Source organism: Haloglomus salinum, from assembly GCF_024298825.1.
GTDB lineage: Archaea > Halobacteriota > Halobacteria > Halobacteriales > Haloarculaceae > Haloglomus > Haloglomus salinum.
On record NZ_CP101153.1, the window covers coordinates 3,414,128 to 3,437,228 of the forward strand.

The window sequence follows — 23,101 nt, forward strand, 5'->3', positions numbered from 1 at the left end:
CTTCGACGGCAGTCTGGCGCAGCCGCTGCCTGGTAGCTGAACCGAGAACGGGACAGCGCGGAGCCTACTCACCAAGCGCGAAGCCGACACCGAGGAAGACGACGGCCAGCGCGAGATGCAGGACGTTGTCGGCCGTGTTCAGCGCGATGAGGTCCGCGAGCAGGTCGAACAGGACGAACCCGAGGAGCGTCACCAGCAGGTAGACCACGCCGAGGGCCTTGTTGTACTCCGATGCGTACTGGCCGCCGGCGTAGTAGCCCGCCGCGAGGCCAGCCAGCCCCGAGAGGAGATGGATGCCGTCGTGCAGGTAGTTACGCCCGAAGATGATGAGTTCGCCGCTTGCGCCGCCCAGTACCGGGCCGAGCACGCCGACGAGGGCGAGGACTGCGCCGAACAGGACCGCAACGATGGTCTGTGGACTATCACCGATTCCGCCTGTGGTGGCTGCCTCCGTTGCTTGTGCCATTGCGTCTGTAGAGGTCCGATACTGGTTAATTACGGTTTTCCGGACTGTTACGGAACTGGGTCCCACATCACGCCCAAATTGCCGCAAGTCAGGTTCTTATATATCTCTGGTGGTCCCCGTATCCGGTGCGTTTAGGGGGGAGGCCCGCGCGGTGAGGAACAGATGGAGGGCGTTCTCTGGTACGTGCTGACGGGGACGCGGGGTGGGTCCAACCGGGCCCGCATCCTCAGAGCCATCGACGAACGTCCCCGCAACGCGAACAAGCTCGCCGAGGAACTCGACCTCGACTACAAGACCGTCCGTCACCACCTCGACGTGCTCAAGGAGAACGATATCGTCCGCGACACGGGCGACGACTACGGCGCCGTCTACCTGCCGACGGACCGCGCACGGCAGAACTGGGACACTGTGGAGGAGATCATCCAGAATGCACTCTAGTACCGTCTCGGCGGGTCAGATGCCGCCCAGCGTGGTTGGGGTAGTCGGGCCGGATTTGGGAAAACGTATACCCGGCGACATGGACAAGCAACGGTAGACATAGAGAATGGCCTCAACACTCGTCGACGTGGTTCGCCTGCTAACCGTACTGAACCTGTTCGTACTTCTGGGTCTCGCCGCAGTCTGGGGCCGAAACTGGTGGGACCTGCGCTCGAAGCACGCCTTCGGGCTCCTGCTGTTCGCACTTCTGCTCATCGGCGAGAACGCACTCGGCGCCTACCTGTTCCTGCTGGACCCCACCGTCTCGGCGTGGATCGGCAACCCCGAGCAGGTGCCGCCGCCGGCACAGACCGCGATGGCCGCGTTCCGTGCGCTGGAGTTCGCCGGCCTCGCGTTCCTCTCCTGGGTCACGTACGACTGAACCGCTCCCGACCGAGGCCATTCTCCCTTCTGCCGCCGGGATTCCGCACCCGCAAGCGACTTGCCACCAGCCCCTGTCCCACGGCGCATGACGGTCTCTCGTGAGGTCGAACTGGAGGGCCACATCATCGACTCGGGGATGATGCAGTCGGCCTTCGGTATCATCATGGACATGGGTGGGTCGTTCGACGTCGAGGAGTTCGATATCGGCCGCTCGAAGACCGAGACCTCCTACGCGCTCCTCACCGTCAGCGCCGACGACCCCGGGACGCTGCAGGCCATCGTCCACGAACTCCACCAGAACGGTGCCAATCCCGCCGACCCGGACGACGTCGAACTGACGCCTGCACCCGACGACCAGGTCGTTCCGACCGGCTTCTACTCCACCACCAACCACCCGACGGAGGTCCGCGTCGACGGCGAATGGCTCGCCGTGGACGACATCGAGATGGACTGTGCGGTCGTCGTCGAGGGGGTGGCGCGTGGCGCCACCGACGCGAGCGGCGAGGCGGCCGAGCCGCGAGCGGATTCGGAGCCACGTGCGTACACGAAGGTGCTCAACGCTATCGACGAGGGCGACCTCGTCGTCACCGACGAGGCCGGTATCCGAGTCCGACCCCCCGAGCGCCCCCGCGGGAGCGAGGGCGCCTTCGGCTTCATGCAGGGCGGCGTCTCCTCGGAACGCCCGTCCGAGTCGACCATCGAGAAGGTGGCTGACGCCATCACCGAGACCAAACGCGAGGGTGGGAAGGTGCTCGCGGTCTGTGGGCCGGCACTCATCCACTCGGGCGCGCGCGAGGAGCTCGCTCGCCTCGTCCGCGAGGGGTATATCGACATGTTGTCGGCCGGCAACGGCTTCGCCGTCCACGACATCGAGCGCGACCTCTACGGCACCTCGCTCGGGATGAACACGGAGACGCTCGACCACGCACGGAAGGGCCACAAACACCATATCTACACCATCTCCGAGGTCATCCGCGCGGGCGGCATCGAGCAGGCCGTCGAGGACGGCCTCATCGAGTCCGGCGTGATGTACGAGTGCGTCGAGAACGACCGACCCTACGTGCTGGCGGGTTCCATCCGTGACGACGGTCCGCTGCCCGACACCATCACGGACGCCGTCGAGGCACAGAACGCCATCCGCGAACAGGCCCACGAGGCCGACATGGTGCTGATGCTGTCGACGCTGCTGCACTCGGTCGCCGTCGGGAACTGCCTCCCCTCCACGACGCGGGTGGTCTGTGTCGACATCAACCCCGCCACCGTCACCCAGCTGCTCGACCGCGGCTCCGCGCAGGCCGTCGGGATGGTCACCGACATCGGGACGTTCGTCCCCATCCTCGCCGAGAAGATTCTCGACGGGGAGTGAGCGGTTCCGAGCGGGGCAAGGACCCACGGCTTCCGAGCAGGGCAAGGACCCACGGCTTCCGAGCAGGGCAAGGACCCACGGCTTCCGAGCAGGGCAAGGACCCACGGCTTCCGAGCGGGGAGCAGCGACCCAGAGGGGGAACGGCAGCGAGCGACGCGAGACACCCGCTGTTCGAGCGGCGGTCGACGGGACGCCGGGAAGATGTTCGCGGCCAGCCTTTTGCGTTCGCGGGTCCTCGGCGGAGACGATGCCAACCGAAGGCGACACCGCCCCGACGTTCACCGCGACGTACGGCACCAGCGACCACGAACCGTTCGACCTCGACGACGTCCTCGGCCATGGACCTGTCGTGCTGGCGTTCTTCCCCGGCGCGTTCACGCCGCCGTGTCGCAACGAGATGGTCGCGCTTCAGAACCACCTCGACGACTTCGAGGCCGCGGGGGCGACGCTGCTCGGCGTCAGCGCCGATTCACCCTTCTCACAGGGTGCGTTCCGCGAGGAGCACGGGCTGGAGTTCGACCTCGTGAGTGACATGGCCCGGGAGGCCATCGGCGCGTACGACCTCGAGATCGACATCGGTGACCTGGGCCTGCACGGCATCGCCAACCGGGCCGTCTACGTCCTCGACGACGAGGGCACCGTCACGTTCGCGTGGGAGGCCGACGACCCGACGAACGAGCCGGACTACGAGGCGGTGCTGGACGCCGTCGCAGCGGCGTAGGGCCGTCCAGGGGCGACCGGGTTGCACATATAATCATCGAATAATCTGTACATCTGGCTTATGGCGCGCGTCTATCGCAGAAATAGCGATTATGGGTGTTTTTCGGTTGCTTCAGACGCCACCGACGGTCTTGCGGAACTCGGTGATCTCCGAGCGGGCCGTCTGGATGGTCTCGGCCGCGTCGCCGCCCACCTCGTCGGCCAGGTCGTCGAGTTTGAGCAGGATGTTGGCGAGGGCGCCGTGGTCCGGGCCGTTCTCCTGGTCGGCCCAGCCCTCGACGCGCTCGGCGAACCCGGACAGTCGGTCGGCCGTGTCGCCCTCGGCGGCCTCGGCGGCCTCGGCGATACGGTCGCTGGCGGTGCGCAGGTGCTCTCGGGGGTCGTCGCTCATGGACTGCGGTTCCGCCGAGGGTGATAAAACGGTGTCGCTCGCCTCAGACCGGTTCCGTCAGCGGCACGACCACGGTCGGGCGCGTGGTCTCGAGGAGGAGGTCCTGTGCCGTCGAGCCGAACACGAGCTTGCCCGTCGGCGACCGCTTCCGGATGCCGATGACGAGTTCGTCCACCGCGTGCTCGTCGGCGAACTGGACGAGGTCCTCCTGCGGACTGTTGCCGCGGATGAGCTGGTGGGCCTCCGCGTTGGGGAGCTCGCCCTCGGCGTACTCCGTAGCCTCACGCCCCTCGATGACGTCCTTGTCGCTCGTCTCCTCGCCGCCGGGCAACGAGTTCACGATGAACACCGTGTCCTCGTCCGTCAGGGTACCCGTGAGGTAGTCGACCAGCTGCTCTGCAGTCTCTCTGGAGTCCACGCCGACCAGATAGCGCGTCATACCTCGGGTGACTCGCGGCTGGTATATAAAAACGGGCGATGATTGACCGGCCTCGGGACCGACCCGGGCCAACCCGGGCCGACGCGCCCCGTGGATGCGCACCGAGCATACGGCAACGTATTTGTATATCTGGCAGGAATTGCCGCCCGATATGCGCCCCACACCGGGCGGGTGGCCAGCGTGACCGCGACGCGGCGGCGACTGGCGCAGGAACTCGGCGTCGTCACGGGGTTCGAGGACCCCGTGGCGGCGCTGGAGCAGTACCACACGCCGCCGGACCTGGCCGCACACATCGTCCACGTCGCGGACCTGCAGGGCGACATCGAGGACGAGACCGTGCTGGACCTGGGCTGTGGAACCGGGATGCTGTCGCTGGGTGCGGCGTTGCGCTCGCCGGCGCGCGTCGTCGGCGTGGAACTCGACGCGGACGCGCTCGTGACCGCTCGCGAGAACGAGCGCCGGGTGGGTGCCCGCGCGGACGTGGCGTGGGTGCGCGGGGACGCGACCCGCCTCCCGCTCTGCCCGCCGGACTGTACGGTGCTGATGAACCCGCCGTTCGGCGCGCAGGACGGCAACGAACACGCCGACCGCGCGTTCCTCGAGACCGCCGCCGAGGTGGCACGCGTCTCCTACTCGGTCCACAACGCCGGGAGCGAGTCGTTCGTCGAGTCGTTCGTCGCTGACAACGACGGCGAGGTCACCCACGCGTTCCAGGCCGAGCTGGAGCTCCCACACCAGTTCGACCACCACGAGACGGAGGCCGGCGTCGTCGACGCCGAGGTGTTCCGCATCCGCTGGCGCGACGGGGCGTGACAGCCGCCGCCCCCCGCCAAGCCGGCTCAGTTGTAGTTCTCTCGACGCGCGACCTGCACACGGGTCCCGTCCCGTGCGACGTACAGTCCGCGGTTCTCTCGGATGACCCGGAGGCCGCCGACCTCGACGCGGGTCCCGTTCGCCGGGATGGGGGCGCGCCCGAGCCGTTCGCCGTCCCGCGTGACGTTGACCGCGAACGCGTTCGGGTCGTCCGCCCGCCCGGGGAGCGGGTGGATGGAGACGTTCCGCCCGGCGACGGTCGGGCCGGCCCGGGCAGGGTCGGACCGGTGGGCGAACTGCCACGGCTCGCCCGCGACCCGCAGGCGGACGCGGTAGGTCGTCGGGCCGCCGACGGCCGACCACCCGGTCCGGTTCACGACGACCGTCTGCCGGTAGGTGGGGCCACCGAGGACGACCCGTCGGGTCCCGTCGAACGCGAGCCGGCGTTCGCTGACGGTCTCCCACCAGATGTTGCGTTGCTCGCTGACCACGATGGCGCCGGAGACGGTGACGTTCGAGGTCTGCACGCCGGGCACGTCGAAGGCGGTGACGAACCGGTCCGGTGCATCCTCGGCGTAGTAGACAGTGTAGTCGCCGGCCTCGACGCCGGTATCGTCCTCGAAGCCGCTTCCGCCGTCGGCGATGGCGAGCAGGTTGTACGGCACCGCGACGGCCGAGAGCGCGACGAGGACGCTCAGGAGTAGTCCGAGCGCTGCCTCCCGTCGCGAGAGGTCGATACTGGAGATCAGGTCACGGGCGGTCGCGCCGGCCCCGCTGGCGACGAGCGCCGCGATGAGGAACAGGAGCGCCACGCCGCCGGCGCGGTAGAGGACGAAGCTCCCGCCCTCGCCGTAGGTGTAGACGGCCCACAGGCCGCGGTCGACGGCGAACAGGAGCGCCGCGGCCCAGACGAGCGCTGGGGAGGCCCCCTGCCGGCGGCGAGCGACCACGAGTGCGCCGAGCAGGACGCCGAGGAAGAACCCGATGGCGTGGCCCTGGATGGCGATCTCGGCCCAGAACGGCGACGAGAAGGAGGGCCCCGGCGTCGCGGTCGACGTGGGGCTGCGGAGCGCCCGATAGACGAGACCGAGCAGGTCACCTGCGAGGAGGATGCCGATGGTGCCGACCGGGTAGCGGACGATGGCGAACCCGGCGTACGCGAAGACGACGCCGGAGAAGCCGATGACCGGCCCGAGCGAGAACGCCCCCATGAAGACGCCCGCGAACAGCGTCACGGCGACGAAGGCGGCGATACGGGCCCGCGGGTCCTCGCGGAGCGACCGGAACGACTGGCTCCCCCGGGCCGTGGGGAAGTGGCTCCACGCGTACTCCGCGAGGACGCCGAACGTGAACGTCCCGAGCAGGTTCCCGACGAGATGCCCCGGCCCGGAGTGGGCGAACCCGGCCGAGAGGATACCGAGCGGGTAGAAGTACGACCACGCGCGGTACGGGATGACCAGCGGCTGGAACCAGTGTGTCAGTCCGTCCTGTGGGACGAGATAGAACAGCAGGACCAGCGCCGCGACGACGAGCGTTCCCCAGGGGACGCCGAGGACGAACCGTGAGCGGAGGTGCCGCCCCCAGCGACCCCCGGGGCGAGCGAGCGCGTAGCAGACACCGGCGGAGCAGAGTGCGGCGACCGCGATGGCGAGGTACCAGACGACGGGCGGTACGGCGGCCATACGTGTCCTCCGGGGGCCGGCGGATTAACTGACGGGGGTTCGACCGTGGCCGCCACCCGCACGCCAACGCGCCTGCTGCCCCGATATCGAGCTCACGCCTGGTCGTAGTAGCGGACACCGTCCTCGACGGTCGCGACCACCTCGCCCTCGGATTCGAGGTGGGCCAGCGCGCTCATCGCCTCGGGGAGGAGGTAGCGGACGCTCCGGTCGTCGCCGGCGATGCCCATCGCGACGCCCGGAACCGTGCGGACGCCGTCGGCGACCTGCTCGCGGACGCCGTCGAGCCGGCGCTCCAGCGACCCGCGGTGGCGCTCGACCACGCCCGGGAGGTCGTCGTGGACGGGGCCGTGGCCGGGGTAGACACGGTCGGGCGCCGGCTTCAGGTCGTCGAGACGGTCCAGCCCGCGGACGAAGGCTGCAAACGCCCCGCGGTAGCCGTCGTCGAGCCCGTCGTGGATGACGACCGGACGGAAGGGCTGGATGCCGGCATCGCCCGAGAGGAGGGCGTCCTCGCCGTCGAGGCTGCCCGTGTAGACGAGGTGGTCGGCCTGGTGGCCGGGCGTGTGCGTCGCGGTCAGGTCGAGGTCGCCGACGGTGAAGGTCTCGCCGGGGTCGACCCAGTGGTCGACCGCGGTCGGGGGGAGGAACGAGCGGTCCCGTTCCAGTGACTCGCGCGCCATGTCGACCGCGTCCTCGAGCTGGTCGCCCGAGAGCCCTGCCATAGTGGCGTTCTCGCGGACCCGGCGGGCGAGCGCGTCGGCATCCCTCGCGAACCGCTCCCGGACGCCGGTCGGGACGTGGACCGTCGGGTCGGCCGCCTCGAGGACGGCCGGAACCTGCCCGATGTGGTCCACGTGCGGGTGCGTGACGACGAGGTGCTCGATATCCGCGACCTCGTAGCCGTGACGGGCTAGCCCCTCGCGGAACGCCTCGTCGTGGCCGCCCAGTCCACGCTCGTCCGGCATCCCCGCGTCCACGAGGACCGGGACGCCGGCGTCGACGACGTAGCAGGCGACGTGCCCGGGCGGGAACTCCACCTCGAACTCGACGCGCCCGACGGAGGCTGTCCCGGCGCGCAGGCGACTCTCGCTCATTCGTTGGAAACTGACGACGCAGTCGGATAAGCATTCGTTATTCGGAACAGGGCGCTTCTACGTCCCGGAATCGGCGCTTCGAGGGACATCTCATCTCTGCACACCCGGCGGTGCATGGCGCACCTTTATTTACGGTTGGTGAAAACACCGCACCTGCAATTACCAATGGTAAACGTCAACGAGCGGTTCTCCGTCGAGGGCAAGAACGTCATCATCACCGGGTCGAGCCAGGGTATCGGCCGGGAAACCGCCGAGCAGTTCGCCCACGAGGGCGCGAACGTCGTGGTCACGAGCCGGTCCCAGGAGACCATCGAAGAGGTCGCCGACGGTATCAACGACTCCGACGCCCCCGGTCGGGCCATCGCCGTCGAGTGCGACGTTCGGGAACGCGAGTCCGTCGAGGCGCTCGTCGAGGCCACCGTCGAGGAGTTCGGCAGCGTCGACTCCATGATAAACAACGCCGGCGCCTCGTTCATGGCCGGGTTCGACGACATCTCCGAGAACGGGTGGAAGACCATCGTCGACATCAACCTCCACGGCACCTTCCACGGCGCGCAGGTCGCGGGCCAGCAGATGCAGGAACAGGACGACGGCGGCACCATCATCAACTTCGCCTCCGTCGCCGGGACCGAGGGCTCGCAGTACATGAGCCACTACGGCGCGGCGAAGGCCGCCGTGGTCAACCTGACCGCCTCGCTGTCGGCGAACTACGCACCCCACGATATCCGGGTGAACTGCATCGCGCCGGGGCTCGTCGGCACGGCCGGCGTCGCCTCGCAGATGGGCATCAACCCCGCGGACGTGGACCGCGAGGACATCGACAAGGAGATGGGCCTGCCCGCGGAGATCGCCGACCTCACCCAGTTCCTCGCCAGCGAGGCCTCCTCCTACATCGTCGGCGAGACCATCACCGCCCAGGGTGTCCCGCCGCTCGAAGACTCGAACATCTGAGCCGGGGCGCCACATCTCGTGGCTATCGGTTTGCAGGCGCTCTGGTGGCTTGGTGGTGCGTGATTACCGACCTGGGGAGTGGATAACAGCGCCGACGACCTCCTGTTGAAAGCCCCCGCGGGCTGAGGGTCCCGCGGCTCGCTGCGGTCCTCGGGCTCCAGATGAGCCCTGCGGTCCTTACTTCGCCGGGGGACCGCTCAGCCCGCGGCCCCTTTCAGTCCCGCCCGGTGTGGTTTTCCGAGGTCGCGCCCACACCATGCTAGCTCGGTGTGTGCGCCCCGTGGAACGGACAATCTCGGGTGGGAATGGAAGGGGCTGGCCGCCTCGACCCGGCCCGGCCGACGCAAGCACCGCAACGAGCGACCGAAGGGAGCGACGTGAGGAGCGCAGCGAGGCCCGGCCGGTCGAGCGGCCAGGGGCTTCCGAGGTGGTTCCTTCCAGGGAGATATTGACTACACCTCCCTCCAACTACGTCCCCTACAGCTACCGAAACGGGCCCACTCGAACACCAGTCCGGCGTCGGATTCAAGAACCAGCCGCGAGGGGTACGGACATGGCAACCAACCGCGACGTCTTCCTGCCGGTCGCCGCCCAGCCGTCCGTCGACGCGCTCGTCGAGCAGGCCCAGTCCGCCGAGGAGATGGGCTACGACCGCGCGTGGCTTCCCGAATCCTGGGGCCGCAACGCCGCCGTCGTCCTCACCAGTATCGCCGAGCGGACCGAGGATATCGGTATCGGAACCTCCATCATGCCGGTCTACTCCCGCTCCCCGGCGCTCATCGGGATGACCGCTGCGACCTTGCAGGAGGTCGCCGAGGGGCGCCTGCGGCTCGGGCTCGGACCGTCGGGCCCCATCGTCATCGAGAACTGGCACGGGATGGACTTCGGCAACCCGCTCCGCCGGACCCGCGAGACGGTGGACGTGGTCAAGCAGGTGCTCTCCGGCGAGGAGGTCTCCTACGACGGCGAGTACTTCGACCTCGACGGCTTCCGCCTGCGCTGTGACCCGCCGGACCCGCAGCCGCCCATCGACACGGCCGCGATGGGTCCGAAAGCGGTCGAACTCGCCGGACGCTTCGCCGACGGCTGGCACGCCCTGATGCTCACCGAGGACGGCCTCGCCGAGCGCTACGAGGACTTCCGGCACGGCCGCGAACTGGCCGACAAGGACCCTGACGGCGGCCAGGTGACGCTGTCGCTGACCTGCATGGCGCTGGAGGACCGAGAACGCGCGCGAGAAGCCGTGAAACAGCACGTAGCGTTCTACGTGGGCGCGATGGGTACCTACTACCGCGACAGTCTCGCGAGGCAGGGACACGAAGAGCTCGCGCACGGTATATACGATGACTGGCAGGCAGGCAATCGGGGGGAAGCGATGTCACGAATCGGCGAAGGCTTCCTCGATACCATCGCTGTCGGTGGGACACCGGATGAGTGCCGCGAGCGCGTCAACGAGTGGGAGTCGATGGACTGTGTGGACCGTGTGTCGGTATCGTTCCCAAGGGACGCGTCGATGGACGAGATTATCGCGACCGTTGAGGCGCTGGCCCCGGAGTAACGTTCCAGTTTCACTCTGCCCGGCTTGAATTTTTAATTGATCGGGCATCCAGAACGCGTGGAGCGCGAGCGACTCGTGAGAGTCCGGTGGTGGAAGCACCGAACTCGCGCTTCTCGGAGTGAGAAGCATGTCCGGATTAGAAAGCGACGATGAAAACGGTACCGAGAGTACGATCTGTCCGACCTGCGGCCGAGACGATTTCGGCTCGGAGAGTGCAATGAAGGTTCACCACACGAAGGCACACGGTGAGAGCATCGCTGGAATGGAAGTAGAATGTGACTGGTGTGGCTCGTTGGTGCGCCGGAAACCGTACGCTATCGAAAACCGTGAACGGATTTTCAGCGATCTCGACTGTAAGGGTGCCTGGCGGCAGGAGAATTGGACGGGTTCGGCGACGCCCAAGTGGAAGGGTGGACCAGTTACTGTCTCCTGCCATCAGTGTGGTGATGAGTTCGAGCGCCGGCGTGATCAGGTCGAGAAGTACGAGCGCTCGTTCTGCAGTTCGACGTGCCTCGGTAAATGGCGGTCAGAGGCACAGCGTGGGAGCGATAATCCCGTCTGGACCGGTGGGACAGCAATCAGGTCAGCCGTGCGCCAGCAGATTGGAGACGAGCCCTGGGAGACAATTGCGGAACGCGAACGAGAGGAGTCGTGTGAGGCCTGTGGAACCACGGAGACGGGCGATGGTAGAGCACTAGCCGTACATCACATCGTCCCTGTGATGGCCGGTGGCTGCAATGCCAGTGAACTTCTGATGACACTCTGTCCGGCGTGCCACCGCCGGGTGGAAGCCTACACACGGCGAATCGTGACTCCGGTTCTGACCGACGACTGAGAGAAAAGCCTATTACTTGATGCTACCGGCGCTCGAGCGTGCCCAACCGCTCGACGGTGCTGTTCGGTCAGTCCCATGACCGCGCCGACCGGTGGCTCGCTGCTGGTGCCGGCCTCGGACTTCTCGTGGTCGCCACGGTCGCGAACTCCGCCCCTGCGGCGAGCTATCTGGTGCTTCTGGGTGCGGCGGCCACTGCCACACAGACCGCCGTTGTCGGCGGTCTGCTCCCGGGGCTGGCACTGACGGCCGCACCCGCGCTGGCGCTCCTCGCCGCGTTCCTGCCTATCGGGTCCGTGAGACAGGTACTGCTCACCGCGATGGGGCTCCTCATCGTCGGTGTGGCGCTGGGGGCCGCCGCCACGCTGGTCACGGTGGCGTTGATCGGTGGCAGCGACCGCCCCCCCGGCCGGTCACCCGCCCGGAGATCACTGGCCTCCTCGTCTGTGCGTCGTCGGGTCTAGGGTTCCTGCCCGTCTTCGGACTTCGATTCGTCCCGATAATCTGACCGGACTGTACCCAGTGAAAACGCCGAGGAAATTCAAATTCCAGATGATAACCAATATGGGGCAGAAATAAGAATATTGGACACAACAGAATTCTGGAAGATAGGCGAACCGTTGCCTGGCAATCATCCTGGCCCCGGCGAACGGAGGGTAAGACACTTGCCGTCGCTCTAGCAACGTCGCGTCGATGCCCTCCAGACGCGCCCTCCTGCGGAGCGGTGCCGTCGCCGCGGCGGCCGGTCTCGCCGGCTGTTCGGCGCTGGCCGACGACGACTCCGTCCCGCTCCCCGACGCGACGCCCGGCCCCGACGACTGGCCCACGGACGGCTACGACCAGCGGAACTCCCGGTACAACGTGGGCGCCTCCCCGCCCGCCAGCGAGCCGACCCCGCGCTGGTCCCGCGAGTTCCTGTTCTGCCACGACCCCGTCGTCCGCGGGACGCGAGTCGTCCTGAACACCGGCACCGAGAACCGCGAGTACACGGTCGGACTTCGTGCGACAGACGGCGAGACGGTCTGGCGCTCGGAATCCGAACCGTGGGGCTATCCGACACCGACGCTCGGCGCGAAGCGGGCGTACGTCACCGGTCCGGACTGCGCGTTCGGTGTCGACCTCGCCACGGGCGCGGAGACGTGGCGGGGGGACCCGTGCGAGGGCGCCAACACCGCGAGCGGGACCGTCGCCGACGGGCGCCTCTACCTGGAGTACGGTGGCTACTTCTCGGCGCTGGACGCGACGGGGAAGCGCCGGTGGGCGACCAGCCACGAGGCCCGCGCGAACCCCGCGGTCGTCGGCGACACCGCCTACGTCGCGACGGCGTTCGCCGTCGCGGCCCTGGACCTGACCGCGACCGCCCGGGAGTGGCCGTGGCAGGACCCGGACGGCGACACGCCCGCACACGCCGACCGGCAGGCCGCCCGGACGTGGCAGGAACCACCGGACTCGAGTCTCGTCGGCCCGCGCTACTACCACTCGCCGGCCGTCTCCGACTCGCTGGTGTTCGCGACGGCCACGAACAGGGACGACCGCGCGGGCGGGGCCCTCCGGGTGCTCGACCGCTCGACCGGGGAGGAGCGGTGGTCGGTGGCCTCGCCCCCGGACCGCGCCCCGGGCGAGGAGCGCCGCGAGGCGCCCGACCCCGTGAGCGAACCCGTGCCGCCGGTCGTGACCGACGACCTCGTCATCACCGGGCTGGGCGACCGGCAGGTGCTGGCGCTGGACCACGGCGGCGATATCCAGTGGACCCGGTCGCTCGACCACAGCGTGACCGAACTCGCCGGGGCGGGCGACACCGTCCTCGCCGTGACGCACGACCGCGATATCGAACGGACGGGCGCGGGTCACGGCGGTGTGGTCGCCCTCGGTCTCGAATCGGGTAGTCGGCGCTGGTCGCTCGGATTCGATGACCACGTCTCCGGACTGGTCGCCGCCGGCGGGTCGGTGTACGCGACGGTCGTCGCCGACCGACAGGCGGACGGCGATGTCGTCCGCGAGCGGCTGGTCGCGCTCTCCTGAGTACGGCGCCCGACATCACGCCGCCGTCGTGGGATAAACGTGCCCCGACCCACGGGGGTAACTACTTCAGTGCAGCGTCCCCCCAGCGGGGTATGAGCGATGACTACACCGGCGCGGACCTGTTCGTGGACGCGCTCGAACAGTACGGCGTCGAACACGTCTTCGGCAACCCCGGCACGACCGAGCTTCCGGTGATGGAGGCCCTCTCGCACAGCGACCTGGAGTACGTCCTCGGCCTGCAGGAGGATATCGCGGTCGGGATGGCGGCGGGCTACGCCCAGACGCGCCGCTACCACGCACACCACGACCCCTCGGTGAATCCGGTCGGCGTCGTCAACCTCCACATCACGCCCGGCCTCGCCCACGGGACCGGGAACATCTTCAACGCGGAGTTCTCCGGCGCGCCGCTGGTCGTCACGGCCGGCAACCACGAGCTCGACTTCCGCCACGAGGAGCCGCTGCTGGACGGTGACCTCGAGCAGCTCGTCGACCAGTTCTGCAAGGACTCGGCCGAGGTGACCGATATCGACGCACTGCCGCTGCTCCTGCGTCGCGCGATGCGGACCGCGCTGACGCCGCCGACGGGGCCGGTCTTCCTCGGCCTCCCGGTCGACGTCATGATGGAGGAGACAGACGACGACCCGCTCCAGCTGGGCGAGATTCCCGACGCCGGTGCGGGCGACCCGACGCAGATCGACAGGGCGGCCGACCAGCTCGTCGAGGCCGACGAGCCCGTGCTCGTGCTGGGTGACCACGTCGCCCGTGCCGGACGCGACGCCGTGGAGGCAGCGGTCGACCTCGCCGAGGCAAGCGGCGCGCGCGTCCACGGCGAGATTCTCGCCAGCGAAGCCAACTTCCCGACCGACCACGAACAGTGGGTCTCCTTCGTGGGCACCGGCGAGAACATCGCGAAGATGCTGATGGACACCGATACCATCGCGTTCGTCGGCTGCTCGACGCACACGACGCTGCTCAAACACGAGAGCCCACTGCTGGACGAGGACACAACGGCCATCCACGTCACGCCGGATGCCCACGAACTGGGGAAGAACTACCACGTCGACGCCGGCGTCCTGGGCGACCCCGGACGCGTGATGACCCAGCTCGCCGAGAAACTCGAGGACCGGCTCGACGAGGAGACTCGACAGGAGCGTGTCGATAACGTCGTCAACACGAAGGAGATGCTGGCGGGCACGATGCAGCAACTCGGCGAGGACCCGACGCCCGAGGGCGACACGCGCGCCTCGAAGGCCGACCTCGTGGACACGATGAGCGAGGTGCTCGACGTGGAGAACACCCACATCGTCGACGAGGGTGTCACCTCGAAGTTCGCGCTGCTGACGCGCTACGAGCTGCAGCCCGAGTCGTTCGTTGCGACGAAGGGTGGTGGGCTCGGCTACGGGCTCCCCGCCAGCGTCGGCGCCGCGCTCGCCGAGGAGCAGACCGACGACCCGCGCGACGTAATCGGCTACATCGGCGACGGCTCCTACCTCTACTACCCCAACTCGATGTACACCGCGGCGGCGCTCGACCTCGACCTGACGGTCGTCGTCCCGGACAACCGCAACTACCGCATCCTCAAGGACAACACGCTGGAGATGATGGGCGGCACGGAGGAGGACTACGAGTTCGTCGGGATGGACTTCGACCCGCACGTCGACATCCCGAAGAACGCCGAGAGCCACGGGGCTCGGGGCCGGCTGGTCGAGACGCCCGAGGAGATCGCCCCGGCGCTGGAGGCGGCGCTCGACGCCGACGGTCCGGACGTGCTGGACATCCTCGTCCACGACTGACGGCTCCCGGCTCGGTCCGACCGCGCGACAAGAACCGTCCCCGCATGGGAGGCCACAGCTTCTCGCCGCTACCCCGGAACCCGCGTCCATGCGTGCTGCACGCTTCCATCCCGGTGACGGATTACGTATCGAGGATATCGAGCGACCGGACGTCGGCCCCGGCGAGCTACTGGTCGAGGTCGCCGCCTGCGGGGTCTGTCACTCCGACCTCCACCTGCTCGACGGTGACCTGCCGATTCCCCGCCCGACGACGCTCGGGCACGAGGTCGCCGGCACGGTCGTCGAGACCGGCGACGGCGTCTCGACCGCGGAAGGGACCGATATCGCTGTTTTCGGTGGCTGGGGCTGTGGTGCCTGTGCCGTCTGTGACCGGGGCGAAGACCAGCTCTGCAACCTCTCGAACTGGCTCGGCATCGGGAACGACGGCGGCTACGCCGAGTACCTTCGGGTGCCGACCGAGAAGTACGTGCTCCCACTGGACGGGCTCGACCCGGAGACGGCCGCGCCGCTGACCGACGCCGCACTCACGCCGTACCGCGCGGTCCGGCAGGCGGGAGACCTGACGCCGGCCGATACGGTCGTCTGTATCGGCATCGGTGGACTCGGGCAGTTCGGCGTCCAGTTCGCCGCGATGACCGGTGCACAGGTCGTCGCGGTCGACGTAGACGAGACGAAACTCGACCGCGCGGTCGAACTCGGCGCGGACGCGACCGTGAACGCCAGCGAGGCGCGCGTCCCGTCGGCCATCAGCAGCGTGGCAGCCGGGGAGGTGACGGCCGTCCTCGACTTCGTCGGCGCCGACGACACCCTCCAGTGGGCCTCCAACGCGCTCGGCGTCGGCGGCCACCTCGTCCTCGCGGGTATCGGGGGCGGCGCCATTGACTTCTCGTGGAACCCGCTTGCGGGCCAGGAGCTGACCTACCGGACGGTGCAGTGGGGGAGCGTGCCCGAACTCCGCGAGGTGCTGACCGTCGCGCGCCGGGGCGACCTCGACGTACGCACCGAGCCCGTCGGCTTCGACGACCTGCAGGCGACCCTGGACCGCCTGCGCGCGGGCGATGTCGAGACCCGGGCCGTACTGAGGCCGTGACCCGCCGACCGAACGCCTGCGAGACGGTAGGTTGAAGCGTTCCCGCACGCAGGCTGGGGTATGAACCTCCAGGATTTCGACCACCCGACCTGGTTCACGGCCGCCGGGACGCTCGTCAGCTACACCGTCATCCTCCTGGCGATGTTCGTCCTGCTGTTCGTCGTGCCGTACGCCATCTTCCTCGCCATCTGAACAGTCACCAGCCGACCCGCTCGTTCTCGCCGACGCTCGCTCCCGAGCGCTGCTCGAACTCGAACCGACCGGCCAGCCACAGTCCACTCCCTACGGCAGCACCCAGCGCGACCAGCAGCCCGACCGGGAGCCGCCACGCGCCGCCGCGCCAGTCCGCCCGGAAGACGCGCCCGAAGTAGCGCGCTGCACCCTCGCTCCGTAGCGCGAGCGCGACCTCGCGGTTCTCCCGGACCGAGTGGTTGTTCCAGCAGATTCGGAATCTGTTAATATCAGAACGGGTAGATTGGGCCTCCACTTAGATCAAAGTGGAAGTGGAGGGCATTACGGACTAATTCCCTGTCGCTCGCCTTCGGGTTTGCCTCTCTTTCCATTTCGACAGCAGTAGTTTGCTTGAGTTGTTGCCATGTCTGAACGACCCTTTCCCCTGCGTCCGTTAGTTCATACTCTACATCATTGCCGACAGCAACGTTTTCAGTTTCTCGGGTAGCTAACCCACGGTCTACGAACTCGCGGTAAGCGAAGGAACCCCACGCCTCCTTATCATTAATCCGGCGTCCAGAGAGCGAGCACGGCCCATTCTCGGCAATGTGCTCCAATATCTCCGGGCCTCCTCCGTTGTTAATGATGGCCATTAGTCCCTCCTGTTGTTCTTTTCGCTTCTCAAATTCGCTCCGGATTGTATCGGCTCCAAGGCCTCTATTGTTCGCTTTAGCACGGACGACACCACTACTGAATCCGGCAGTCGCCCGGTCAACGTTTTCGTACAGGTGTGAGGTTGCGTCTTGTAGCTCCTCGTACTCCGATTGTAGATTGTCATTCTCTGCGATTTCGATTAGCGAATCTACGGCGTCTCGGAGTTGTTCTAGTTCAGATTGGACCGCGGGCAGAGTTTGTGTTGACCACTGCTTCGAGTCTATTGATTCATCTCGGAACATGAAAAGCTGGATAGCGCGGAGGTCAACAGTCATCCCAAAGAGGACACTACGCATCCCCTCGATGCTCGTCACCTCGTTCTTGATGCGAGACTTAGCCTTCGCATTTTCACCTGAAAAGTCATCAGCATATTCGACAGGATAGCAGTCACTATCCGCCAGATAGGCACGTTCATTCTTCTGCAGGAATCCGCCATCACGTTCATTACCTGTGGGAGGGGTGGCCATGTGTCCGCATATACGGACAATATCGTTATAAAGACTTTGGTGGGTATGGCGCTTAGGAATGCATAGGAAGCTCCCTGCGACGGGGTGCGACTGGCCTCAGGAAACCCCCTGGGGCAACGAGGCGGCCGGCAATGCCGAGATCAACCGGGCCACCGTCTCCGTGGCCGCCCCTCGGTCCCCGTAGGTAGTGTGCTGGTTGGTTGGTCGTCGATGAATCGCTTTTCGGAGGGTAGGGAACGAGTGTATATGCAAACGCCTGGCCAAACTAGGTTCAGTCGATGCTACCCCACAGGTGCGAGACAAACCGCGCTATGTGAGGACGGAGTGACGCCCGTGGCCGCTCGACTAAACCTTAGCAGACGTAGCCCTCGAATCCATCCGGGAGAGGGGGCTAAGTTGGTTTCGTGTTTCAGAGATTTTACGATTACAACCTAATCATGAGCACAAGAAACACTACAACGATTGAGATTAGCCGAGAGAATTGGCAACAGCTCAATTCGAGAAAGGAAAAGCCGGGCGAGTCATTCGATACGGTGGTTACTCGCCTGCTTGACGACTGAGTTTATAGAACGCCCGGCAGTGGCACCGAGCTACCAAACCGAGCCACTGTATCCGGGCGAGATTAGCGCAGGGAACGGCCCTGCGTTCTATGAATATCTGATTATACTAATGAAGCAAACGAATCAGCGAGGAGTTGCATCGAACGGTAAACCACGAGCGACGGTTCACCAGGCCGGCGGCGAGGTTGTGGGTGCTGCTCTCTTCCTCGGGAGTGAGGAGCTTCGAGAGTTGGGCGTTGCCGGTGCCGACCGCGTGCGCTATCACATTGAGAACGGCGAGGTGCAGGTGCTAGTAGAAGATGAATGAGAGAGAGGAAGACGGAGACGGTTGGGGGCCGTCTAGTCGTTATAACGATTCCGTGACGGGTAACACTTTCGGATTGTTCTGTGCCCGTGACTGGAAACAAGCGGTAGTGTATCACGACGGCGTGCCTCTCTGCCGGACCCACGCGAAAAGCTACGGGGTGATTTAGATGGCAACGACGGTAAGCGAATCCGACCGTCAGATCCTCCGGCAACGGCTGGCCGAAGTGGGCTCAGCGGACTCTCGGTTCATTCCGGTGGAGGATGGTAGCAAGGCGTCTAAGGTTAAACACACGGACGCACGCAACCGTGTGAGTAGTTTCGATTCAATCCAGGGGAACTATGGCGTCTATGCCGGCGGAAGCCCCGAGAACGACCGCTGGCTCATTGACGTAGACATTGACGACTATGATGACGACGCCGATGACGAAGCCCTCGAAGCGGTCAATGAGTTGCCGGAGACGCTAACGGTCAAGTCGCCACACACGGACGGCGTGACTGGCGGCCATCGGTACTACTGTCTCCCGGGAGAAGTGCCCGAGATCCTCACGTCATTAGTTGACCCGGATGACCCTACGGTTCCCGAGGCGATTGAGTCGGTGGCAGGTGCGAAAAACCCCAACATGAGCTGGGGCGAGATTCGCGTCAAGAATCAGTATGTGGTCGGCCCCGGCAGCCAACTGGATGGCTGTGATAAGGAGTGGTGCGACGACTGCTCGAAGCCGGATGGCGGTCGGTATGAGATTGCGGACGACCGCCCGATTGCTGAAATCTCGCTCGCGGAGTTGTTCACCGTATTGCGGGCCGATGAGAGCGACGAAGAGCCGTCACAAGCGGGTGAGGTTTCCGATGTGACCGATGGCACGCCGGAGATAGATGGCGACGAGAGCCATGCGCGTGCCGTCGCAGAACACTACTCCAACATCAGGCGGTACCTGATGCACGGAAGCGACGACCGGAGTGAATCGGATTTCCATGTCTGCTGCCGAATGATTGAGCATGGCGTGGATGAGTCCGAAGCCTACCGACTGCTGGCGAATAACTCTCAATCGAAGGTAGACACGAACGACGGAGCCGATGACTATTGGCGTCGGACATGGCAGAAGGCTAAACGAAAGGTTGGGAGTGACGAGAACACGGAAACGCTTCCGCAACGGCGTGCGGACGGTGATATGCGGGCCTCCAACCCCACCCCTGGCGGCGATAGAGGAGAGGAGTCAACTGATTCGCTTTCGCTCTCGCCAAGTGGCGTTATTCAGGCGGCATTAGCCGACCCGCATGGCCGATTAGAACGCGCTGATGACCCGAAAGATAACCCGACTGTCCATGACTTGCGAAAGTCCGAGGCTGCAACCTACGTATGGCAGGTGATGAATACTGTCGGCCGCGATGACGTGAGAGCTGTAAAAGACAACCAAGGGGCTACAACCGAACTTCGTGGGTATAACGACGGAATTTGGCGAAAGAATGGGGAGCAAAAATTACGTGAATACAGTCGGCAGGCGCTTCAGTCGGCACACTCCTCGAATATAGTAGGTGAGTTAGAAGAGGAAGTGCGATCCCGTGAACGAACGCAAGTCCGGCGAGAGGCATTAGGAGCGCCTGACGGGACGGTTGCGGTTGCGAATGGCTTACTTCACCTGCTCGAACGTGATGGGCCGCAACTGGAGGAACTTGAACGGGAGCATTACGCAATTCGGCAGATAAACGCCGAATACGACCCTGACGCGCCGGCCCCGAACCTATGGCTAGACCATCTGGAACGGTGCGTCCGTGACGAACAAGACCGAAAGCGTTTGCAGGAATATTTCGGCTATACCCTTTGGCACCACAGCCAGCCTTTTGGCAAGGCGCTATTCCTGTTAGGCCCGACTGATAGCGGGAAAGGCACCGCTATCAAAGTATTAGAGAACGTTCTCGGCACAGAGAACGTTGCACACGAAGCCTTAGGCGACTTAGTTGATGGCCGATGGGGTCCCGCAGGACTCTATGAATCAGTTGCGAACGTGCGCGACGAAGTGACCGCAGGTGCCCTCAAGAACGTCGAACGGTTCAAAGAGCTAACCGGCGGTGGTGATACCATCACGGCAGAGTTCAAGAATCAGGATAAGTTCGAGTTCCCGGTCTACCAGAAATTCGTCTATGCCACTAACACAATTCCGACCGTCAAGAACGCCGATAAAGCCTTCTACAATCGTTGCCTGTTCGTGAAATTCCCCAACACGATCCCTGAATCAGAGCAGGAGACGGATTATCACGACCGGCTGTTAGAGGAACGCAGCGGGATTCTCAACTGGATGCTTGACGGGTTGCGACGGTTGATGGACCAGGGCAAATTCACGGGTGAACGGACTATCACAGACAAGAAAGCAATCTGTGATGCCTTCGGCAACGTCACGGATCGCTTCGTTCACAATTGCCTCGAAGTAGTGGATGACTCTGACGTGATTACGCACAAGAAGGATATGCTCAATCTCGCGCAGGCGTATGCCGAACAAGTTGACATGGATAGCCCCTGGGACAGTCAACAGGGGTTTACTGAGGATCTGAAGAGCTACAGCGGGATTAGCGACAAGCAATCAAAGCGAATCACAGGCGATAACACGAGAGTCTTTAGCGGCGTTAAGCCACGGGCCGAAGCAGTTGAAGCGGCCAACGTGGATGTCCGCTACGACGACCCCCGGCAAGAATCGAATCAGGAACAGTTGGGGTAACGATGACCCTATTTGCTTAAACGCCATAAACTGGCGATTCAGGCGATAAGCGTCCAAGGTAACGACGTAACGACCTTAGTCATATCTAACGCGGGCGTGGGTATGTGCGTGCACCTGTGTAATTGGTGTCGTCAAGGCCGTTACGTCGTTACCCTGTGGATAGAGGCTTCAAAACCGGCGAAATCAATGAATCTCACACTACCCGATTTGGCACCGAGCGAGCAGTTGGTGGCATCGTTCCTGATTGGCACACTTGTCCTAATTGGTGAAGCGAACGGCACGCTGGCGATAGTGATTATTGGGGTGCTGTATACGGTGGATCTCCCGTCCCTGTTGACGGTTATCTGCCGTGAGGCACGCAAAGAGGAGTAGTTGATTGAGACGCCGATGACCCGGTAACCCGGCGAGGAACCTGATTGCGGCGATTGCTAACTCATGAGTAGCAAAACTAAGAGCGGTAAGACCGAGCAGTACCGTATCGAGTGTAAATTATCGGCTGGCAAAGTCAAGGATCCCGTTACAGGTGAGGCCCACGAGATTGAGGGCTTCGAGGACAAGCGCGGCGGGACCATTGAGGTTGCGCGTGCGGACTCGGCCCACTACATCGTGGATACCAACAGCCGGATGAGTTTCGTTGGTGAGGCACCCACGGAGAGTGAGGTTGAAGCGGCCGAACGCGAGCGGTGCGATTGGGCCACGACGGACCTTTGCCGGGAGTTTCTGGAAAGCCGGAGTAAGCGGCCCGGGGAGTACGACATGGCCCCGGAGCGAGGCTTCGATCCTGAATCGGACCAGCCGCGAAACGACAAGAAGATTCGCGCGATGCAAGTGTACGAGGCACTCCAGGCCAACGGGTACGAGGATGAAGCCGGCTTCCTGCGGGCACTCCCCAACCTATCACTTCAGGACAAGTTTGCGAAGTTCGTCCGCGACCACAGCGAGGTGACTGTATGACGGACCTTTCGGAAGCCCTCAAGAACGCGCTGGAAGAGCAAGGCCGCTTCGAGGATCTGGAGAAGGCCGAGGCTCTTGCACAGGACATTGACACGCTTCGGGACCCGCCGGAGTCACTCAAAGACGACGTGGCCGAGTTAGTCGGGGCGGACAGTTACGAGGCGGCGAAAGCGAAACTGGAGCGACTGTAACCCACCTGCCGATGACCGGGATGGACCACCCGCGAGGTAGTAAGCTCGTTCTCACTCTTTGGCCGCAGGATTGCGACTTTCATTTTTCGTGCCCCGGCAGCCGTGTTGGCCGGGATTACGACTAGGCGAGAAGCCGTAACTAAGCAACAGGCAATTTGCACAATGCGTAACGATTCAAGCACTAAGACGGTTGCAGAGCATAGTTTGAGTGATTCACCCCTGGGGGTGTGGGCATGAGTGCGGACAACGCGAGCGCAGGCGGGGGAGCCGAGTTACCCGACCGTGACGAGATCCTATCGCTGTTGGAGGATGGGATTCGAGAAGCCCACCGGAAGGTGCAAGAGGGCAGAGTGTACGATGCCGAGAATGAGAAAGTCCGAATCAAGTGGATTCGGGCATTGGCCTATGCAGCTAACGTGCATCGGCAGTTACAGAATGACCGGGACTTAGAGGAGTTATCCGAGCGACTTGAGGCTCTTGAGGAGGATCCCGATGCCCCGTAAGTCAAAGCGAGAGATAGCGACGGAGATTGAAGAGCGAACCGAGAGTCAAGCCGTACCCGATAGTGTGGGTGCGATTGAGCAGTATTTCTCGGATGAGTACCCGGACCCGCCCCAGGATGAGTTGGGGGACGCATGGCGTGACGCTCTCGCGCCGGATGAGTCATGACCCGCAAGTCCAAACGCGAGATAGCCGAAGAGGTTGATGAGTTAGAAGAGACGTATACAGGGGAGTATCCGGAGGTAGAGACGTTAGCTGGGTTCTTAACACCGAATTGGTCGGCAGTTGACGAAGAGCGGAATCTATACGAAAACGAAGCGGGCGAGATTCATCGGATTCCGCAAGTGTTCATTGACGACTTGACGGCGAAAGAGGATTAGTCCGATTCGGCTCTCCTGCCGTCACTGATTTCCGCCATAGCAAACCTTTGCTACAAAGCAAAGTATTA

The 23,101-nt window shown here is 64.6% G+C and carries 26 protein-coding genes; 19 read left to right on the plus strand and 7 right to left on the minus strand.

Annotation, left to right across the window (positions count from 1 at the left end; translation table 11 throughout):
* Nucleotides 1-64: 64 nt before the first annotated feature.
* Nucleotides 65-466, minus strand: coding sequence for a DUF4383 domain-containing protein (locus NL115_RS16620; protein ID WP_254830447.1), 402 nt, complete (start codon nucleotides 464-466; stop codon nucleotides 65-67).
* Nucleotides 467-628: 162 nt separating this feature from the next.
* Between NL115_RS16620 and NL115_RS16625 the strand changes: the two genes are divergently transcribed.
* The 4 genes from NL115_RS16625 (at nucleotide 629) to NL115_RS16640 (ending at nucleotide 3,414) form a co-directional block, all read left to right on the plus strand.
* The gene (locus NL115_RS16625; RefSeq protein WP_254830448.1) at nucleotides 629-904 is read left to right on the plus strand and encodes an ArsR/SmtB family transcription factor; all 276 of its coding nucleotides are present in this window, start codon (nucleotides 629-631) and stop codon (nucleotides 902-904) included.
* A gap of 106 nt (nucleotides 905-1,010) precedes the next feature.
* Entirely contained in the window at nucleotides 1,011-1,325 is a 315-nt protein-coding gene (locus NL115_RS16630) for a DUF8036 family membrane protein (protein ID WP_254830449.1), read from the plus strand.
* An 87-nt stretch (nucleotides 1,326-1,412) separates the two neighbouring features.
* Nucleotides 1,413-2,693 carry an ornithine cyclodeaminase, nickel-pincer nucleotide-dependent gene (locus tag NL115_RS16635; protein WP_254830450.1) on the plus strand — a complete coding sequence of 427 codons (1,281 nt, stop codon included), beginning with the start codon at nucleotides 1,413-1,415 and terminating at the stop codon, nucleotides 2,691-2,693.
* A gap of 247 nt (nucleotides 2,694-2,940) precedes the next feature.
* Nucleotides 2,941-3,414, plus strand: coding sequence for a redoxin domain-containing protein (locus NL115_RS16640; protein ID WP_254830451.1), 474 nt, complete (start codon nucleotides 2,941-2,943; stop codon nucleotides 3,412-3,414).
* A 111-nt stretch (nucleotides 3,415-3,525) separates the two neighbouring features.
* Here NL115_RS16640 and NL115_RS16645 read toward each other — a convergent pair whose 3' ends face one another.
* Nucleotides 3,526-3,804, minus strand: a complete 279-nt coding sequence (locus NL115_RS16645; RefSeq protein ID WP_254830452.1) for a DUF7553 family protein — start codon at nucleotides 3,802-3,804, stop codon at nucleotides 3,526-3,528.
* Between the two features lie 43 nt (nucleotides 3,805-3,847).
* On the minus strand, nucleotides 3,848-4,243 hold the full coding sequence (locus NL115_RS16650) for a universal stress protein (RefSeq protein ID WP_254830453.1): 396 nt from the start codon (nucleotides 4,241-4,243) through the stop codon (nucleotides 3,848-3,850).
* Between the two features lie 180 nt (nucleotides 4,244-4,423).
* Here NL115_RS16650 and NL115_RS16655 point away from each other — a divergent pair, with 180 nt between their 5' ends.
* Nucleotides 4,424-5,056: an METTL5 family protein gene (locus NL115_RS16655; protein WP_350355256.1), complete on the plus strand. Its 633-nt coding sequence runs from the start codon at nucleotides 4,424-4,426 to the stop codon at nucleotides 5,054-5,056.
* A 26-nt stretch (nucleotides 5,057-5,082) separates the two neighbouring features.
* Here the strand turns inward: NL115_RS16655 and NL115_RS16660 are convergent, their stop codons facing one another.
* Together NL115_RS16660 and NL115_RS16665 are read right to left on the minus strand one after the other, a co-directional pair.
* On the minus strand, nucleotides 5,083-6,738 hold the full coding sequence (locus tag NL115_RS16660; RefSeq protein WP_254830455.1) for a rhomboid family intramembrane serine protease: 1,656 nt from the start codon (nucleotides 6,736-6,738) through the stop codon (nucleotides 5,083-5,085).
* 92 nt (nucleotides 6,739-6,830) lie between these two features.
* Nucleotides 6,831-7,832, minus strand: coding sequence for an MBL fold metallo-hydrolase (locus NL115_RS16665; protein WP_254830456.1), 1,002 nt, complete (start codon nucleotides 7,830-7,832; stop codon nucleotides 6,831-6,833).
* A gap of 165 nt (nucleotides 7,833-7,997) precedes the next feature.
* Here NL115_RS16665 and NL115_RS16670 point away from each other — a divergent pair, with 165 nt between their 5' ends.
* The 8 genes from NL115_RS16670 to NL115_RS20655 all read left to right on the plus strand — a co-directional run bounded on the left by NL115_RS16670 (nucleotide 7,998) and on the right by NL115_RS20655 (nucleotide 16,270).
* Complete coding sequence (locus NL115_RS16670) at nucleotides 7,998-8,783, plus strand: SDR family NAD(P)-dependent oxidoreductase (protein ID WP_254830457.1); 786 nt, start codon at nucleotides 7,998-8,000, stop codon at nucleotides 8,781-8,783.
* A gap of 553 nt (nucleotides 8,784-9,336) precedes the next feature.
* Complete coding sequence (locus tag NL115_RS16675) at nucleotides 9,337-10,341, plus strand: TIGR04024 family LLM class F420-dependent oxidoreductase (RefSeq protein WP_254830458.1); 1,005 nt, start codon at nucleotides 9,337-9,339, stop codon at nucleotides 10,339-10,341.
* A 217-nt stretch (nucleotides 10,342-10,558) separates the two neighbouring features.
* Nucleotides 10,559-11,176 carry an HNH endonuclease signature motif containing protein gene (locus NL115_RS16680; RefSeq protein WP_254830459.1) on the plus strand — a complete coding sequence of 206 codons (618 nt, stop codon included), beginning with the start codon at nucleotides 10,559-10,561 and terminating at the stop codon, nucleotides 11,174-11,176.
* A 38-nt stretch (nucleotides 11,177-11,214) separates the two neighbouring features.
* Entirely contained in the window at nucleotides 11,215-11,637 is a 423-nt protein-coding gene (locus NL115_RS16685; RefSeq protein ID WP_254830460.1) for a hypothetical protein, read from the plus strand.
* Between the two features lie 229 nt (nucleotides 11,638-11,866).
* Nucleotides 11,867-13,195 carry an outer membrane protein assembly factor BamB family protein gene (locus NL115_RS16690; protein ID WP_254830461.1) on the plus strand — a complete coding sequence of 443 codons (1,329 nt, stop codon included), beginning with the start codon at nucleotides 11,867-11,869 and terminating at the stop codon, nucleotides 13,193-13,195.
* 92 nt (nucleotides 13,196-13,287) lie between these two features.
* Nucleotides 13,288-14,988, plus strand: coding sequence for a thiamine pyrophosphate-binding protein (locus tag NL115_RS16695; protein WP_254830462.1), 1,701 nt, complete (start codon nucleotides 13,288-13,290; stop codon nucleotides 14,986-14,988).
* 88 nt (nucleotides 14,989-15,076) lie between these two features.
* A complete protein-coding gene (locus NL115_RS16700) occupies nucleotides 15,077-16,078 on the plus strand; it encodes an alcohol dehydrogenase catalytic domain-containing protein (RefSeq protein WP_254830463.1) in 1,002 nt (333 codons plus the stop codon).
* Between the two features lie 60 nt (nucleotides 16,079-16,138).
* Nucleotides 16,139-16,270: a hypothetical protein gene (locus tag NL115_RS20655; RefSeq protein ID WP_286667029.1), complete on the plus strand. Its 132-nt coding sequence runs from the start codon at nucleotides 16,139-16,141 to the stop codon at nucleotides 16,268-16,270.
* Between the two features lie 4 nt (nucleotides 16,271-16,274).
* Here NL115_RS20655 and NL115_RS16705 read toward each other — a convergent pair whose 3' ends face one another.
* Together NL115_RS16705 and NL115_RS16710 are read right to left on the minus strand one after the other, a co-directional pair.
* Complete coding sequence (locus NL115_RS16705) at nucleotides 16,275-16,565, minus strand: phospholipase D-like domain-containing protein (protein ID WP_254830464.1); 291 nt, start codon at nucleotides 16,563-16,565, stop codon at nucleotides 16,275-16,277.
* On the minus strand, nucleotides 16,540-17,430 hold the full coding sequence (locus NL115_RS16710; protein ID WP_254830465.1) for a hypothetical protein: 891 nt from the start codon (nucleotides 17,428-17,430) through the stop codon (nucleotides 16,540-16,542). Before NL115_RS16710 ends, NL115_RS16705 begins: the two co-directional genes overlap by 26 nt.
* A 579-nt stretch (nucleotides 17,431-18,009) precedes the next feature.
* Here NL115_RS16710 and NL115_RS16715 point away from each other — a divergent pair.
* The 6 genes from NL115_RS16715 (at nucleotide 18,010) to NL115_RS16740 (ending at nucleotide 23,033) form a co-directional block, all read left to right on the plus strand.
* Entirely contained in the window at nucleotides 18,010-18,297 is a 288-nt protein-coding gene (locus NL115_RS16715) for a hypothetical protein (protein ID WP_254830466.1), read from the plus strand.
* Nucleotides 18,298-18,463: 166 nt separating this feature from the next.
* On the plus strand, nucleotides 18,464-21,007 hold the full coding sequence (locus NL115_RS16720; RefSeq protein WP_254830467.1) for a phage/plasmid primase, P4 family: 2,544 nt from the start codon (nucleotides 18,464-18,466) through the stop codon (nucleotides 21,005-21,007).
* Nucleotides 21,008-21,442: 435 nt separating this feature from the next.
* Nucleotides 21,443-21,961, plus strand: coding sequence for a hypothetical protein (locus NL115_RS16725; protein ID WP_254830468.1), 519 nt, complete (start codon nucleotides 21,443-21,445; stop codon nucleotides 21,959-21,961).
* Entirely contained in the window at nucleotides 21,958-22,152 is a 195-nt protein-coding gene (locus NL115_RS16730) for a hypothetical protein (protein ID WP_254830469.1), read from the plus strand. Before NL115_RS16725 ends, NL115_RS16730 begins: the two co-directional genes overlap by 4 nt.
* Before the next feature lie 233 nt (nucleotides 22,153-22,385).
* Complete coding sequence (locus NL115_RS16735) at nucleotides 22,386-22,655, plus strand: DUF8136 domain-containing protein (RefSeq protein WP_254830470.1); 270 nt, start codon at nucleotides 22,386-22,388, stop codon at nucleotides 22,653-22,655.
* 162 nt (nucleotides 22,656-22,817) lie between these two features.
* Nucleotides 22,818-23,033, plus strand: coding sequence for a hypothetical protein (locus tag NL115_RS16740; protein ID WP_254830471.1), 216 nt, complete (start codon nucleotides 22,818-22,820; stop codon nucleotides 23,031-23,033).
* Nucleotides 23,034-23,101: the final 68 nt, after the last annotated feature.